A 14,730-nucleotide genomic window follows, 5' to 3' on the forward strand; every position below is an offset into this window, starting at 1 on the left:
GACAGGATGCTTCGGGGGCCTCCGGGCCCTCTTTCTTTGCCTGATCCGGCCTTACTCTTGCCGGATTGCGCTGCTAGTCTGCCCTCAGAAACTCAGAGCAGGTCAACGTGGATCAAGCCGGTTCAAACTCCCAGCAGGTACGCAGGCGGCGGGTATTCTACATACCCGGCTATGATCCGATTCATCCGCGCCGCTACCGCGAGCTGTACCGCAAGGAAGGCGCCGCGCAGGCGGAGATTTCCGGCTACAGCCTGTCCTTGTCTCCCAAGCGGACCAAGGGGGCCTACGGCTGGCATGCCGCCGCCGTGATGGATGGGGTTCAGTCAGAAGCGGATATTGACGTGCTGGTCTGGTCCGACATCGTTCGCGGCAGCATGGAGGCGACAATCCCCGCAACCTATTGGCAGCTGGCGCGGACCGCCTGGATCTATATCACGACAGGCGCGCTCAGACGGCTGATGCGGCTGCGCAAGGGGCCGGTGATAGCCGCGCTCTACCCGGTTGGGATGCTCCTCCTCCAGGCGCTGCTGGCGTTCTTGCTGGCCTGGGGCGTTGCGCATGCCTTTGGCGTTGCGGCCAGGTTCGGAGGTCTGGGCGGGCAGACGGCAGCCGCAACCGGCTGGGCCTTGGGTCTTGGCTGCGGCTATGCGCTGCTGCGCTGGTTCAAGAAACGGGACGGCAGGATTTTCGCCTATTACCTGATGCACGACTATGCCCATTCCGCGGCCTCCCGCGGGGCCGTTCCGCCGGAAATGGAGGCCCGGATGCGTGAGTTCCGCGCGTTGATAGCCGGGGCGATGCGGGACCCAAGCCTGGATGAGGTGCTGGTCGTGGGGCATTCCTCCGGCGCGCATGTCGGGGTGTCGGTGCTGGCGGATCTGGTTCGTGAGGGTTTGCCTGCAGACCGTCCGGCGCTCGGGTTCCTCACGCTGGGGCAGGTGGTGCCCATGGTGTCTTTTCTGCCTCGGGCAGACCGCTTGCGGGCGGATCTGAAATACCTTTCTCTGCGGGATGAACTTGCCTGGATCGATGTCACCGCCCCGGGTGACGGCTGCGCCTTTGCGCTGTGCGATCCGGTTGCCGTCAGCGGCGTGGCCCCGGACGGCAAGCGCTGGCCGCTGGTGTTTTCCGCAGCCTTTACCCAGACGCTCAGCCCGGAACGCTGGCAGCAGCTGCGCTGGCGGTTCTTCCGGCTTCATTTCCAGTATCTCTGTGCCTTCGACCGCCCTGGCGACTACGATTACTTCCGCATCACGGCCGGGCCGCTGACACTGGCGGATCGCTACAAAGACCGCAGCCCCTCGCATTCCAGGATCGACGTGCCAGTGTCGAAATTCACCTCAGTGGTCGCTGGATGACATACGAAAGGCCGCCGAAACCGCCTGCACGCGCGGACAGGGTGTCGCTGTGGCGTTATGTGAAGCTGTTCCGCCAGGATATCCTGTCGGCGCAGCCCGCGCGGCTCTACCGGGCCTGGATGGCTGAGTTCCGCACGCCGTTCTTCCGCTCGTTCCTGATCAATCAGCCCGATCTGGTGAAAACACTGCTGAAGGACCGCCCGGAGGATTTCCCGAAATCGGACCGCATTGCCGAGGGGCTGAAGCCCCTGCTGGGCCAATCGGTGTTCCTGACCAACGGCGAGGTCTGGAAGCGGCAGCGGCGGATCATCGACCCGGCCTTTGAAGGCGGGCGGCTGAAGGATACCTACCCGGCGATGCGCGCTGCGGCGGAGGCGGCGGTTGAGCGGCTTAAAGGCCGGCAGGGGCCGGTGGAGATCGAGGAGGAGACCTCGCACGCGGCGGCAGATGTGATTTTCCGCACGCTGTTCTCGATTCCGATCGAGCATGAGGTTGCCGGCGAAGTCTTTACCCGCTTCCGCGATTACCAGCGCAGCCAGCCGCTGTTGAATCTGGCCGCCTTTGTACCGCTTCCGCGCTGGATGCCGCGGTTCTTCCGCCGCGGCACCCGCCAGAACGCAAAAGCGATCCGGGCGCTGATTGCCCAGCTGACGGCAGAGCGCATGGCGGCGATCAGGGCCGGCCGGGCGCCGGATGATCTGGCGACCAAGATCATGACAACCCGGGATCCGGAAACAGGCAGCTCTTTCGACACCGCCGAGATGGTGGATCAGGTGGCGATCTTTTTTCTCGCGGGACATGAGACCAGCGCTTCGGCGCTGGCCTGGGCGCTGTACTTGGCGGCGCTTTACCCCGAATGGCAGGAGAAAATGGCGGCAGAGGCCGCCGCGCTGGAGGATGAGAGCTTTGCGGCGGTTTCGAAACTGAAAATCAGCCGGGATGTGTTCCGCGAGACCCTGCGTCTCTACCCGCCGGTGCCGATGATGGTGCGCGAAGCCGCGTGCCCCGAGCACTTCCGCAACCGCCAGGTGCCCAAGGGCGCGCAGGTGGTGCTCAGCCCCTGGCACCTGCACCGGCACGAGCGGTTGTGGGAGAACCCGGACCGGTTCGACCCATCGCGCTGGGGGACCGAAAACGGCAAGCAGTGCCAGCGCGAAGCCTATATCCCGTTTTCAGCGGGATCCAGGGTTTGCACCGGTGCTGGATTTGCCATGGTGGAGGGGCCGCTGATCCTGTCCATGATCCTGCGCCAGTTCCGCATTGCACCGGTAGCAGGCAAGGTGCCGGTGCCGGTGGCGCATCTGACGGTGCGGTCGAAGAACGGGATCTGGCTGCAGCTGACACCGCGGCAGCCAAAACTTTTATGAAAAGTTTTGGCCAAAGTTTTCAGAAAACTTTGGCGTCAGCACAGCAGCCGGACAGCCTGGTTGTTGCAGAAGATGACGACCTGTTCGCCGTTCAATACCGCATGATAGCCCCGGCGTTGCAGCTCGTTTTGCAGCCGGGCCAGGCCAATGTTGCGTTCAACGTCCCGCAGCTTGCGCCGCACGACACCGCCTTGGCGGGCAGATTTCACGTCGAAAATCTGCTGCATCCATAGTTCGGGGGAAACAGTGCGGAACACATGTGCCATGCGGCAAGTGTCCAGGATCCTGGTTAACGTGCTCTTAACCGGCGCAGCACAAACAGCCGGATGGCCGATGCCAGCCCGCAGTCCTCCCCGCGGCCCTCATCGATTTCGGCCGCCAGGTCGTTGATTGCACGGTCTTCCTGCGCAGCAATCTCGCGAAATGCATTCCAGAAGTCATCCTCAAGCGACACCGAGGTGCGGTGCCCGCGCAAGGTCAGGGAATGCTTCTTGGGGCGCCCGTTCATTTGTCCCGCTTGTGATCGTCGAGGTGCCGGGCCTGCTGCGCGTTGCGTGCCTTGTCCAAGTCCTTTTCCGCCTTGGTGCGCCCGAAAGTCACCGCGTTTTGGTCAGCGCGGGCCTTTTTCTCCGCCCGCGCCTTTTCCTTCCGGATCCGGTTCAGATTGACCGGCTTGGCCATCAGCCCTTGGGTCCGATCATCTGCTCGGGACGGACAACCGCTTCGAAGGTTGCCTCATCGACAAAACCGAGGGCAACCGCCTCTTCTTTCAGCGTGGTGCCGTTCTTGTGCGCTGTCTTGGCAACCTTGGTGGCATTGTCATAGCCGATGGTCGGTGCCAGCGCGGTGACCAGCATCAGACTTTCCTTCATCAGCTTTTCGATGCGCGGCTCATTGGCCTGGATGCCGTTCAGCATCCGCTCGGTGAAGCTGTCCGCCGCATCGCCCAGGAGCTGGATCGACTGCAGCAGGTTGTAGGACATCATCGGGTTGTAGACGTTCAGTTCGAAGTGGCCCTGCGAGCCTGCGAACTTGATCGCCGCGTCATTGCCCATCACATGCGCGGCCACCTGGGTCAGCGCCTCGGCCTGGGTCGGGTTCACCTTGCCCGGCATGATCGAGGAGCCGGGCTCGTTCTCCGGCAGGATCAGCTCGCCCAGGCCGGAACGCGGGCCGGAGCCGAGGAAGCGGATGTCGTTGGCGATCTTGTAGCAGCTGCCCGCAATCGTCGCCAAAGCGCCGGACAGGAAGACCATGGCGTCATGCGCCGCCAGCGCCTCGAACTTGTTCGGGGCGGTGACAAAGGGCAGGCCGGTGATTTCCGCCATGTTGGCAGCCACGGTCTCGCCCCAGCCCTTCTGAGTGTTGAGGCCGGTGCCCACGGCGGTGCCCCCTTGCGCCAGCTCATAAATGCCGGGCATCGCCGCCTCGACACGCGCCAGGCCCTGGCGGATCTGATGGGCGTAGCCGCCGAACTCCTGCCCCAGCGTCAGCGGGGTCGCATCCTGGGTATGGGTGCGGCCGATCTTGATGATGTCCTTGAATTCTTCGGCCTTGGCTTCCAGCCCTTCGGCCAGCTTGGTCAGGCCCGGGACCAGCACGTCGCGCACCGACATCGCGGTGGCGATATGCATTGCCGTGGGGAAGGTGTCGTTGGAGGACTGCCCCATGTTGCAGTGATCGTTCGGATGCACCGGGTCCTTGGAGCCGATGACGCCGCCCAGGATTTCGATTGCGCGGTTGGCGATCACCTCATTGGAGTTCATGTTCGACTGGGTGCCGGAACCGGTCTGCCAGACCACCAGAGGGAAGTTGTCGTCGAACCGGCCCGCGACCACCTCGCTGGCCGCTTGAATAACGGCGTCGCCGATTTCCGTGTCCAGCTTGCCCGAGGCTTTGTTGGCCATGGCGCAGGCCTGCTTGATCACGCCAAGTGCACGCACGATGGCGACAGGCTGCTTTTCCCAGCCAATCGGGAAATTCATGATCGAACGCTGGGTCTGAGCGCCCCAGTATTTGTCTGCGGGGACCTCGAGCGGGCCAAAGCTGTCGGTTTCGGTGCGGGTTCCGGACATCCGTCTTCTCTCCGTAAAGTATGCGGTTGTATGCCGTTTAGCCGCTGCGCAAATGCGGTGCAATCGGCCAGTTGCGCGCAGCATAGCCATTCGGACGGTCAGGTATAGTGCCGAATTGGCGCAATCCGGCCCATGCCATTGCCTTGAACCATGCTATGGTTACAGTGCGGGGGACGGGCCTTGGGGTCTGGAAAGGAAGAACACGTGCCAATCCGTTTGCGAAAATTCCGAGCGTTCAAGACGGGTGCCGCACTATTGCTGGCTGCAGGAGCGTTCATGCTGCTGCCGCTGCAGGCGCTTGCGGATATTTCCCGATTTGCCGGCAAGTACACCGGCAGCGTCGAGATCGTCAAAGACGATGGCGACACCGACCCCAGAGATATGAGTGTTGAAATCCGTGCAATGAAGAAGGGTTTCACGATCAAGTGGACGGCGACGACGGAAAAGGACGACGGGCGCAGAAAAACAAAGGCCTACGAGGTCGAATTCCTGCCCAGCGGCCGCAATGGCGTCTTTTCCGCAGCAATGACACGCAATGTGTTCGGACATTCGGTGCCGCTGAATCCGATGGAGGGAGAACCGTTTGTCTGGGGGCGCATCACCAATGGAACGTTGACGGTGTTTTCACTGTTCATTCACCCTAACGGTGATTACGAGATGCAGCAGTATGACCGCACTTTGGCTGACGGCGGCTTGGATCTGGTCTATATTTCGCGTTTGAACGGCAAGCCCCGGCGTGAACTGGCAACTTTCCTGACGAAGCAGTGAGCGGCCGCATGCCCGGCGTTAAAAAAGCGGCCGGTCCGGCCGCCTTTGGCGTTTCAGGATGTCTTGCGGATTATTTGCGGAAGCTGTCCAGCGATACGACATCCGCGTCTTTCTTCTTTTCAGCGGGCGCTTCGGCGCTGTCGGGTTCACCTTCGTCCTCCGGCAACGCATCGTAATCTTCTGCCTCTTCATCGGCTGACTCGAACCGAAGCCCGAATTCCACCGACGGATCCACAAAGGTGCGGATCGCATCATAGGGGATATAAAGCGGCTCCGGCGAGTCGCCGAAATTCAGGGTGACGGCGAAACCGTCCTCATCAACGGTCAGATTGTCGAACCAATGCTGCATGACCACAGTCATTTCACCCGGGTAGCGGTCGGACAGCCAATCTGCCAGTTCGACATCGGGATGGGCAGTATCGAAAGTGATGAAAAAGTGGTGGTTACCTGGCAATCCGTTTTCGGAAATATCCTGCAGCACGGTCCGGATCAGGCCGCGCATCGCAGAATGCATCAGGTTGCCATAGTCGATTTCACGGGACATGCAGTCACCCTTTATTCATTTGCCCCCAAGCATAAGAGATTCTGCCGGAAACAAAAGGGCAGCCTTTTGCCTGAACCAAAAATTATTGCCGCCGGCGGCGATCCGGCGGCAGAGGCAGTCAGCTGATTGCAAACGGGAATTCCGCAATCGCCAAACCGGCGGCCGCCATCACTGCCAGCAGCAGCAGCATATTGCCGCGTACCATCCAGGCCGCAAGCGGCGCCAGAAGAACCAGAAACACTGCGGTGGTGTTCGTGCTGTTCCAGAGGGGCAGGGGAAGGTGCAGAATACCTGCCTCAAACACCTGCGTTTCGGCAAACCCTACATGTATCAGGAACCAGACCGACAGGTTCAGAATAACACCGGCAACGGTTGCGGTCACGGCCTTCAGAGCCATGCCCAGCCGAGGGTGCGCCGCAATGCGCTCGACATAGGGGGCTGCGGCAAAGATCCATAGGAAACAGGGCATGAAGGTTGCCCAAAGCGCCACCGCACCCGCCGCCAGGAACAGCCCCAAGCCGTCCTGCAAAAGACCCGACAGCATGGCGACAAACTGTGTGACCAGGATCAGCGGGCCGGGCGTGGTTTCCGCCAGCCCCAGCGCATCGATCATCTGCCCGGCGGTGATCCAGCCGAACTGGCTCACCACGGTCTGGCTGATATAGGCCAGCACTGCATAGGCGCCGCCAAAGGTGACCACCGCCAGCTTGGAAAAGAACCATCCCGCGTCGGCCAGGAAACCCGCGCCGGACAGGCTGAGCGCAATCAGCGGCAGCAGCCACAGGCTGCCCCAGACCGCAATGGTCTGCAGCGTGCCGGCGGCTCGGAAGGGGGCTGCGGAGGCAGGCCGTTCTGAAACAGCCGCCTTGCGCATATATCCTGTGATGGCCGCCGCCAGAACAACCACCGGGAAAGGCAGATTGAACAGGAACAGCGCGGCAAAGCCGAAGCCGGCCAGCATCCAGTCCAGCGTGTCATGCAGCGCTTTGCCCGCCAGCCGCCGCAGCGCCTGCAGGATGATGACGACAACGGCGGCCTTGATGCCCAGAAAAGCGGATTGCACCGCAGGCAGGGTGCCGTATTGCGCATAGAGCCAGGCCAGCAGCGAAATCACCGCCGCGCCCGGCAGCACAAACAGCAGCCCCGCCAGCAGCCCGCCCGGAGTGCCGCGCATCCGCCAGCCGGTGTAGGTCGCCAGCTGCATCGCCTCCGGTCCCGGCAGCAGCATGCAGAAGGACAGGCCGCGCAGGAAGCTTTCCTCGCTCAGCCAGGGGCGGTCCTCGACCAGCTCCTTGTGCATCACGGCAATCTGCGCCGCGGGGCCGCCAAAGCTCAGCACCCCGATGCGCCCGAACACACGGAACATCTCCGGCCAGGAAGGCTGGCTCATGCCCTGCGGTCCGCGGGCCAGTCGTGGCCTTCGCCCTGGCCGTCACGGGCCCAGCGGTACAGCGCGTCATAAAGGGTCATGCCTGCCTCAAGCTGCTGATGGTCGTCCTTGAACTGGCGCGACAGCCCCACCGAAAGGGCCAGAAGCCCTGCCGCCTCGGGTGCCAGATCGTGCCGGTTGGTGTCGGCGCCTCTCACAACCCGGGACAGGGTGTCAAGCGCCGGGGTTCTGAGGCCGAACTCATCCAGCATGGTGTCAAAGGTGCAGAGTTCCCCGCGGTGCGACCAGAACACATCCTCGACATCAAAAGGCGTGGCGCCGAAGCGGTCCGCAACTCCCGCGACCTCTGAGGGCGACACAAACAGAAAGCGGGCGTCAGGATCCACAAAGCGGCGGATCAGCCAGGGGCAGGCAATGCGGTCGATCTTGGGACGGTGCCGGGTCACCCACAGAGTGCTGCCGCCCGCCGGTGCAGGCAGGGCGCTGAAGGGCAGGCGCGGCGCCCCCTTCAGGTCGCGCCAGCCATGCATGCCGCCTTGCAGGTACTCCGCTTCGATCCCGTCATTTCGCAGCCAGGCCGCCAGCCCTTGCGACAGCTTGATGCCTTTCTGGCAGATCACAACGCAGCGCCGACCCTCAAGGCGGGTTTTGAGGCCTTCGATATCCGTGTGCGGATGCCGGAAGGAGCCGGGGATCAGATAGGGATCGGCAGCAAAGTCTTCGTCAATGCTGATATCCGCCAGCACCGGCGCATTCGGCACGCCAATCAGACGCAACAACTGGAGAGGGGTAATTTCATTCGGGGCAGCCATGGGCATGTCTCCTCGCGAGCAAGGTTAACATGCGAACCTTGGGCTGTCGCCTCACGGGGCGTCCGCGGTTTTCCCCATACCTCTTACAAGCGCATTTGCACCGGCATTGTCAAGGCTGTGCAATGGCCGCGGGCCGCTGGCTACTTCAGCCGCTCGCCGGTCATGCAGATGGCCAGCGCCTCCGGCGGCAGCTGGCCCAGCTGCTCGAACATCCGGAAGTAATCCATGTTGGAGTGCAGTTCGGAAATCCTGCCCTCTGCCACGCGCGCCATGACCTGGCCGGAAATCTCAAAGGGCGTGCCGTTCCTGGGATCGCTGGTGCTGGCCAGCAGCCGGACAGACACCCAGTCCCGGGTTTCCATTGCATGTGTAAAAGTGACAGTGATCGGGCCCAGAAGGTTGCGCAGCGCCGCGACCACCTCGCCATAGTCGCATTCCGGCTCGGCGAGGGCAGAGACTGCGCCGGTAATCAGCGTATCCGCGGTCATCACCTCGGCAACGGCGGCCAGATTGCCTTTGCACCAGACCTCCTCGAACCAGTAGTGCAGCAGCCGGGTCAGCGGCATGCGGTCAGTGCCGGCCGGATCAAACGGGGCCGCCATGGCGGGCATGCATTCCGCAGCCTGCATCGGCTGGCTGTGCGCTGGCGCGGCCCGGCGCTGGGACATAGTGCTGTTCCCGGGCATACTGATGGATTTGGACATTTTGACCCCGAGGGTGTTCTTGTCTGGACAGACAGACGGCAAGGGCAAGCTTTCCGCAGACCGGTTTCGGTTCAGGCATCCTTGGTACCGCCGCGGCGGCCGGATTTGAACCTCCAATCCGAGTGATGCAGCAGGGTGACGCGACGGAATCGCATGCGCGGTGCGGAAAGTGCAGGTTTCTGTTGCCAGGTACCTGCGGACCCCGCCTTACACGGCTAGGCGCAAGGGCTTAGATTTCGATTCCTCGAACTGCTTACGCAGCCAGAGCAACCGGAGCACGATTGTCGTTTGCAATTGTACTATTTTCGCCGGTAACGGTGGCAGACAGCCGAGACAAAGCAAACCCCTTTAGACGTCCGTCGATCCTGTTTCGGCCCCATGATCCCCAAACGAAGGATGTTGGTGGAGCCGCCGGGTACCGCCCCCGGGTCCGATCCGCTTATTACGAGCGCGTTTATGTCCATAGTTCCGCAAGGGAACAGGAGCTATATAGTGCGCTTCTTTGCGGTTGCAAAGGGGCAACCGGACTCCTTCGAAGATTCCGGCCAGAAATCCTGCGCGGAAAACCGGCGCTGTGCCGCCAGCCGAGCCGCCAGAAATCCTCGCAGGATTTCTGGCCGTTTTCCGCGCCGGAAAACGGCTGCGCTACACCAGTTTGCGGATCGGAGCGCTGTTGCAAAACACGACAATCTGCTCGCGGTTCAGCACCGCCTGAAACCCGCGGGCGCGGACTTCGGCCAGAAAGGCATCCATCCCGGCATACCGCTCGATATCGCGGGTTTTGCGGCGCAGCACTTGGCCGTTCTGAACCGCCTTGCAGGCGAAGATATCGCGCAGCCAGATATCAGGAGACAGGGCGGAGCCGGGTTTGACCATGCCCGGAGTGTTCCGGCTCAGAGTTGACAAAACGTTGACGTCTTACTTCTGCGCCCGTGCCGCGAAAACATCGGAGGCCAGCTTGCGGGTTTCGCCTTCCAGATCCTGCAAGCGGGATACGGCTGCACTGCCGTCGCCGGCCTCGATGGCGTCGGCAATGCGGGAATGCAGGCCGGTGATCGCTTCGCGGTCGCGGGCGGTAAAGGTGATCATGTTCATCAGGGGCTGCATCGCTTCCACCGCGCCGGCCAGCTGATAGGACAGCACCGGATTGCCAGCCCCATCCACCAGTGCCCGGTGAAAGGCCACGTCGGAGGCGCAAAACGCCACGTCGGTCAGCCCGGGCTGGCCCTGGCGGAAAATCTCCGCCCGCATGGTGGCCAGGTGATCGGCGCTGCGCCGCTCCGCCGACAAGGGTGCACAGGCGCGCTCCAGCGCATAGCGCGCCTCGCAGGCGGTATCAAAGCTCACCGCGTTCATGCTGAGCAGCAGCGTCGAGGTGGTGATCTGCTGCGAATAGGCGTCTTCAAAGCTCAAGCGATTGACAAATGCCCCCCCCGACGCGCCGCGCTGAGTTCGGATCAGAGATTGCGCGGCCAGCCGTTTCAGCGCTTCCCGGACGGTGGAGCGGGAGACCTGAAACTGATCGGACAGTTCGCTCTCGGACGGCAGGCGCTCATCGACAATCAGCGCACCGGAAATGATGGCGTCCTTGATCGCCTGGGCTATCTGAACCGAGAGGTCGGCGGAACTATTGGGATCAATCTTCATGCTGGTGGCCCCGATGCAGCGGTTCGCCGGAAGCGCTCCGGCAAAAAATCATTTGTCTGACATTTAAAAGTCTGACATTTAAATTGCAAGGCTTGAGTCGGGAGAAGGCGATGCTCAGATCATCCATGCGCAACGTTCTGTGGCTTGGTTTCTTTGCGGCCATTCTGGCGTCCTGGTGGAGTTTGTATTCCATGAGCACCGGCATGGGGCTGGACCTGATCGGCCGTCCCGGCCCGGTGGCCGAGGCCATGCGCAGCATGGATCCGCGCATGGACATGGATATGCCGATGGCCTCTTTTGGTCCGGTTTTTGCCATGTGGGCGGTCATGATGGCAGCAATGATGCTGCCAACCATGGTGCCAGCCCTGCGCAGCTACGATGATCTGATCGCCAGCGCCAACGGCACCCGTGCCGGCTGGCTCGGCTTGCTGCTGGGGTATCTGCTGGTCTGGATCCTGTTTGCAGCGGTCATTGCCGGGCTGCAGCTGGTGCTGCTGTTCGCCGGGATGGTCGACATGCTCGGCATCGCCAAGTCCCGGTTCTTTGCCGCCGGGCTGCTGATTGGCGTCGGAGTGTTCCAGTTCACCCGTGCCAAGGAACTGTGCCACGGCGTCTGCCACAGCCCGATGACCTATTTCCTGACCCGCTGGAGAACCGGGTTCGGCGGCGGTCTGCGGATGGGGCTGGGACTTGGCGTCTTTTGCGCCGGCTGCTGCTGGGGTTTCATGGCGCTGGGCTTTGCCGGCGGCGTCATGAGCCTGCTGTGGATGGGGCTGGCCACATTTTTCATGGTGCTCGAAAAACTGCCGCAGATCGGCCACCTGATCATGAAACCGCTGGGAGGCGCGCTTGCCGCCGCAGGGATCATTGTGATCGCCTACCCGGTCTTTGTCGGAGGATAACCAAATGGCATCTTATCAGCGTCCGCAGGTCACGCCTGCTGATTGGGCGGTCAAGGGCGAGCTGTTCCTGAACTGCTCCTGCGAAGTGTTCTGCCCCTGCGTTGTGTCGCTGGGCGCGCACCCGCCGACCGAAGGCCATTGCCACGCCTGGATGGGCATCGCGATCGAGGAAGGCCATTTCGAAGGCGAGAGCCTGTCCGGCCTGAACGTCGGCCTGCTGGTGGATATCCCGGGCCGGATGGGGGAAGGCAACTGGAAGGTTGCGGCCTATGTGGACGACAACGCTTCGGACAAGGCTTACGAAGGCCTGCTGCAGATCTTCAGCGGCCAGGCGGGCGGCACCACCGGTCTGTTCACCATGCTGGTGAGCGAGATCATCGGCGCCGAGCGCACCGAGGTCCTGATCGAGCGCGACGGCCGGCGCCGGGTGATCAGGATCGGCCGCAAGATCCAGGGGGAGATCGAGATGATCGAGGGCGCCAGCGAGGATCACCCGGTGATGATCACCAATTCGAAATACTGGATGGGGCCGGACATCATTGCGGCGAAGGGGCTCAAGTCCCGTGTGCGCGACTTCGGCCGGGTCTGGGATTTCGGCGGCAAATCCGCTGAAATCTGCCCGATCGACTGGTCCGGCTCCAAGTAACGGCGCAGGGCGGCTCTGACCGGCACCGCCGTAGGCGAATTGCAATGCGTAACACACATGCGGAGACTTGAGCATGGCGAATATCTTTCCGTCCCGCCGCATCCGGCGCACGCCCTTTTCCAAGGGTGTCGAGGCCGCAGGCGTCAAGGGATACACCGTCTATAACCACATGCTGCTGGCAACGGTGTTTGACAGCCTGGAATATGACTGCGCACACCTCAAGCAGCATGTGCAGGTCTGGGATGTGTCCTGCGAACGGCAGGTCAGCATCAAGGGGCCGGATGCGCTGCGGCTGATGAAGCTGATCAGTCCGCGCGACATGGACCGGATGGCGGACGATCAGTGTTATTATGTGCCTGCGGTGGATCAAAACGGCGGCATGCTGAATGACCCGGTTGCGGTCAAGCTGGCAGCGGATCACTACTGGCTGTCGCTGGCCGATGGCGATCTGCTGCAGTTCGTGCTCGGCATTGCCATCGCCAAGGGCTTTGATGCCGAGATCGCAGAACCGGACGTCTCGCCGCTGGCGGTGCAGGGGCCGAAAGCGGACGATCTGATGGCGCGGGTGTTCGGCGATGCGGTGCGGGATATCCGCTTCTTCCGCTACAAGCGGCTGGCCTTTGAGGGCGTGGAACTGGTGGTCGCCCGCTCCGGTTGGTCCAAGCAGGGGGGCTTCGAGATCTATGTTGAAGGGTCGGATCTTGGCATGCCGCTGTGGGATGCGCTGTTTGCTGCCGGCGAAGACATGCATGTGCGGGCAGGCTGCCCGAACGCCATTGAGCGCGTCGAAAGCGGGCTGCTCAGCTACGGCAATGACATGACCCGCGACAACACGCCTTATGAATGCGGTCTGGGCAAGTTCTGCAACTCGCCCGAGGACTACATCGGCAGGGCAGCACTGGCGGAACAGGCGGCAAACGGGCCGTCCCGCCAGATCCGCCCGCTGGAGATCGGCGGAGAGATCCCGCCGTGCCAGGACGCCTGGCCGCTCTACGCGGATGGGCGCCAGGTGGGACAAGCCGGCTCAGCGGTGTTTTCGCCTGAGTTCGGGGTGAACGCGGCAATCGGAATGGTGGACCGGTCCCATTGGGCGCCCGGCACCGTGATGGAAGTGGAGACGCCGGCAGGGATGCGGCCCGCAACGGTGCAGGAGCGGTTCTGGCGCTGAGGCGGGGCGGGCAGGGGGCGCTGCCCCCGCCGCGGCAGGCCGCGGCTCCCCCGGGATATTTGGGGCCAGATGAACAAGGGATCTGGTCAGGGTTCAGAGGAAAGGGAATGCGAGATGTTCAATGCATTGGTCGTGAACAAGGACGAGGACAGCGGCAAGACCTCCGCCGCAGTGGAGCAGATCAGCCTGGATCAGCTGCCCGAGGGCGAGGTGACCGTGGCCGTGGACTATTCCACCGTGAACTACAAGGACGGGTTGTGCATCGGGCCGGGCGGCGGGCTGGTGCGCAAGTATCCGCATGTGCCGGGGATCGATTTTGCCGGCACGGTCGAGGCCTCCTCGGATGACCGCTACAAGCCCGGCGACATGGTGGTGCTGACCGGCTGGCGCGTCGGCGAGGCCCATTGGGGCGGCTATGCGCAAAAGGCCAATGTGCGCGCCGACTGGCTGGTGCCGCTGCCCGAGGGGCTGGATACCCGCCAGGCAATGGCGGTCGGCACCGCCGGTTTCACCGCAATGCTGGCGGTGATGGCGCTGGAGGACCACGGGCTGGAACCCGGCCACGGGCCGGTTCTGGTGACAGGCGCTGCTGGCGGCGTCGGCTCGGTGGCCACCGCGATCCTGGCCAATCTCGGCTATGAGGTGGCCGGGGTGACCGGCCGCCCGGAAACCGCGGACTATCTGAAATCGCTCGGCGCCACCCGGATTGTGCCCCGCGAAGAGATCAACGAGACCACCAAGCGGCCGCTGGAAAGCGAAAACTGGGCCGGCTGCGTGGATGCCGTTGGCGGCGCCATGCTGGCGCGGGTGCTGGGGCAGATGAAGTACGGCGCCTCGGTTGCGGCCGTCGGCCTTGCCGGCGGCGCCGGGCTGCCGGCCACCGTCATCCCGTTCCTCTTGCGCGGTGTGAACCTGTTGGGCATCGACTCGGTGATGCAGCCCTATGACAACCGTCTCCGCGCCTGGCAGCGGATTGCCAGGGATCTGCCGATGCAGAAGCTGGAGGCGATGATCCAGCCCGCGGCGCTCGGCGACCTGCCGCGGCTGGGGGCGGATATTCTCAAGGGCCAGGTCAAGGGCCGGGTTGTGGTCGATGTGAACGGCTGAGCCAGCTTGGAACGACAGCATAGGAAGGGGCCGGTTCTTCCGGCCCTTTTCCTGTTCCGGACCGCCGGACCGGGTCCCGGGGGCGTCTGCAAACCGGCGGTCTGGAGACATGTTTGCAATGCGGCATTCCGGTTGATATTTGCGCAGCTCACGCTGGACGCCCCTGTCATAAATCCGTTGCAATGTCGCTTTCCGCCGATGAGGGGTCCAAATTGCAAATCCTCCGGGCGCCATTCCCGCTG

17 protein-coding genes and 1 other RNA gene are annotated in these 14,730 nt (G+C 62.9%); 7 read left to right on the forward strand and 11 right to left on the reverse strand.

Going from position 1 to position 14,730, the window contains the following annotated elements:
* Positions 1-107: 107 nt before the first annotated feature.
* On the forward strand, positions 108-1,358 hold the full coding sequence (locus OKQ63_RS07740; RefSeq protein ID WP_264213364.1) for a hypothetical protein: 1,251 nt from the start codon (positions 108-110) through the stop codon (positions 1,356-1,358).
* Positions 1,355-2,725 carry a cytochrome P450 gene (locus tag OKQ63_RS07745; protein ID WP_264213365.1) on the forward strand — a complete coding sequence of 457 codons (1,371 nt, stop codon included), beginning with the start codon at positions 1,355-1,357 and terminating at the stop codon, positions 2,723-2,725. The genes OKQ63_RS07740 and OKQ63_RS07745 overlap by 4 nt, the downstream gene beginning before the upstream one ends.
* 35 nt (positions 2,726-2,760) lie before the next feature.
* Here OKQ63_RS07745 and OKQ63_RS07750 read toward each other — a convergent pair whose 3' ends face one another.
* From OKQ63_RS07750 to fumC, 4 genes are read right to left on the reverse strand one after another with little or no spacing between them, the layout of a single operon-like run.
* The gene (locus OKQ63_RS07750; RefSeq protein ID WP_264213366.1) at positions 2,761-2,991 is read right to left on the reverse strand and encodes an N-(5'-phosphoribosyl)anthranilate isomerase; all 231 of its coding nucleotides are present in this window, start codon (positions 2,989-2,991) and stop codon (positions 2,761-2,763) included.
* 23 nt (positions 2,992-3,014) lie between these two features.
* The gene (locus OKQ63_RS07755) at positions 3,015-3,233 is read right to left on the reverse strand and encodes a ribbon-helix-helix domain-containing protein (protein WP_264213367.1); all 219 of its coding nucleotides are present in this window, start codon (positions 3,231-3,233) and stop codon (positions 3,015-3,017) included.
* Positions 3,230-3,406 (reverse strand): DUF4169 family protein, encoded by a 177-nt coding sequence (locus tag OKQ63_RS07760; RefSeq protein WP_264213368.1) that lies wholly within the window; start codon positions 3,404-3,406, stop codon positions 3,230-3,232. The genes OKQ63_RS07755 and OKQ63_RS07760 overlap by 4 nt, the downstream gene beginning before the upstream one ends.
* Complete coding sequence (gene fumC / locus OKQ63_RS07765; protein ID WP_264213369.1) at positions 3,406-4,800, reverse strand: class II fumarate hydratase; 1,395 nt, start codon at positions 4,798-4,800, stop codon at positions 3,406-3,408. The genes OKQ63_RS07760 and fumC overlap by 1 nt, the downstream gene beginning before the upstream one ends.
* A gap of 276 nt (positions 4,801-5,076) precedes the next feature.
* Here fumC and OKQ63_RS07770 point away from each other — a divergent pair, with 276 nt between their 5' ends.
* Positions 5,077-5,568 carry a hypothetical protein gene (locus OKQ63_RS07770; protein WP_264213370.1) on the forward strand — a complete coding sequence of 164 codons (492 nt, stop codon included), beginning with the start codon at positions 5,077-5,079 and terminating at the stop codon, positions 5,566-5,568.
* A gap of 70 nt (positions 5,569-5,638) precedes the next feature.
* On the opposite strand, the gene OKQ63_RS07775 is transcribed toward OKQ63_RS07770, so the two are convergent.
* From OKQ63_RS07775 to OKQ63_RS07805, 7 genes are all read right to left on the reverse strand, one after another.
* On the reverse strand, positions 5,639-6,112 hold the full coding sequence (locus OKQ63_RS07775) for an SspB family protein (RefSeq protein WP_264213371.1): 474 nt from the start codon (positions 6,110-6,112) through the stop codon (positions 5,639-5,641).
* Positions 6,113-6,230: 118 nt separating this feature from the next.
* Complete coding sequence (gene chrA, locus OKQ63_RS07780) at positions 6,231-7,502, reverse strand: chromate efflux transporter (RefSeq protein ID WP_264213372.1); 1,272 nt, start codon at positions 7,500-7,502, stop codon at positions 6,231-6,233.
* A complete protein-coding gene (locus OKQ63_RS07785) occupies positions 7,499-8,314 on the reverse strand; it encodes a chromate resistance protein ChrB domain-containing protein (RefSeq protein ID WP_264213373.1) in 816 nt (271 codons plus the stop codon). Before OKQ63_RS07785 ends, chrA begins: the two co-directional genes overlap by 4 nt.
* A 140-nt stretch (positions 8,315-8,454) precedes the next feature.
* Positions 8,455-8,982: a nuclear transport factor 2 family protein gene (locus OKQ63_RS07790; protein ID WP_264213374.1), complete on the reverse strand. Its 528-nt coding sequence runs from the start codon at positions 8,980-8,982 to the stop codon at positions 8,455-8,457.
* Between the two features lie 204 nt (positions 8,983-9,186).
* Positions 9,187-9,537, reverse strand: a transfer-messenger RNA (tmRNA) gene (ssrA, locus tag OKQ63_RS07795).
* 126 nt (positions 9,538-9,663) lie between these two features.
* The gene (locus OKQ63_RS07800; RefSeq protein WP_264213375.1) at positions 9,664-9,894 is read right to left on the reverse strand and encodes an aspartate aminotransferase; all 231 of its coding nucleotides are present in this window, start codon (positions 9,892-9,894) and stop codon (positions 9,664-9,666) included.
* 42 nt (positions 9,895-9,936) lie between these two features.
* A complete protein-coding gene (locus OKQ63_RS07805) occupies positions 9,937-10,665 on the reverse strand; it encodes a FadR/GntR family transcriptional regulator (protein WP_264213376.1) in 729 nt (242 codons plus the stop codon).
* 110 nt (positions 10,666-10,775) lie between these two features.
* Between OKQ63_RS07805 and OKQ63_RS07810 the strand changes: the two genes are divergently transcribed.
* From OKQ63_RS07810 to acuI, 4 genes are all read left to right on the forward strand, one after another.
* Positions 10,776-11,567 (forward strand): DUF2182 domain-containing protein, encoded by a 792-nt coding sequence (locus OKQ63_RS07810; protein ID WP_264213377.1) that lies wholly within the window; start codon positions 10,776-10,778, stop codon positions 11,565-11,567.
* A 4-nt stretch (positions 11,568-11,571) separates the two neighbouring features.
* Positions 11,572-12,213, forward strand: a complete 642-nt coding sequence (locus OKQ63_RS07815) for a DUF1326 domain-containing protein (RefSeq protein WP_264213378.1) — start codon at positions 11,572-11,574, stop codon at positions 12,211-12,213.
* Between the two features lie 73 nt (positions 12,214-12,286).
* The gene (locus tag OKQ63_RS07820; RefSeq protein ID WP_264213379.1) at positions 12,287-13,381 is read left to right on the forward strand and encodes a dimethylsulfoniopropionate demethylase; all 1,095 of its coding nucleotides are present in this window, start codon (positions 12,287-12,289) and stop codon (positions 13,379-13,381) included.
* A gap of 114 nt (positions 13,382-13,495) precedes the next feature.
* A complete protein-coding gene (acuI, locus tag OKQ63_RS07825; protein WP_264213380.1) occupies positions 13,496-14,488 on the forward strand; it encodes an acryloyl-CoA reductase in 993 nt (330 codons plus the stop codon).
* The last annotated feature ends 242 nt before the right edge of the window (positions 14,489-14,730 follow it).

This window comes from Leisingera thetidis (genome assembly GCF_025857195.1).
In the GTDB taxonomy this organism is placed as follows: domain Bacteria; phylum Pseudomonadota; class Alphaproteobacteria; order Rhodobacterales; family Rhodobacteraceae; genus Leisingera; species Leisingera thetidis.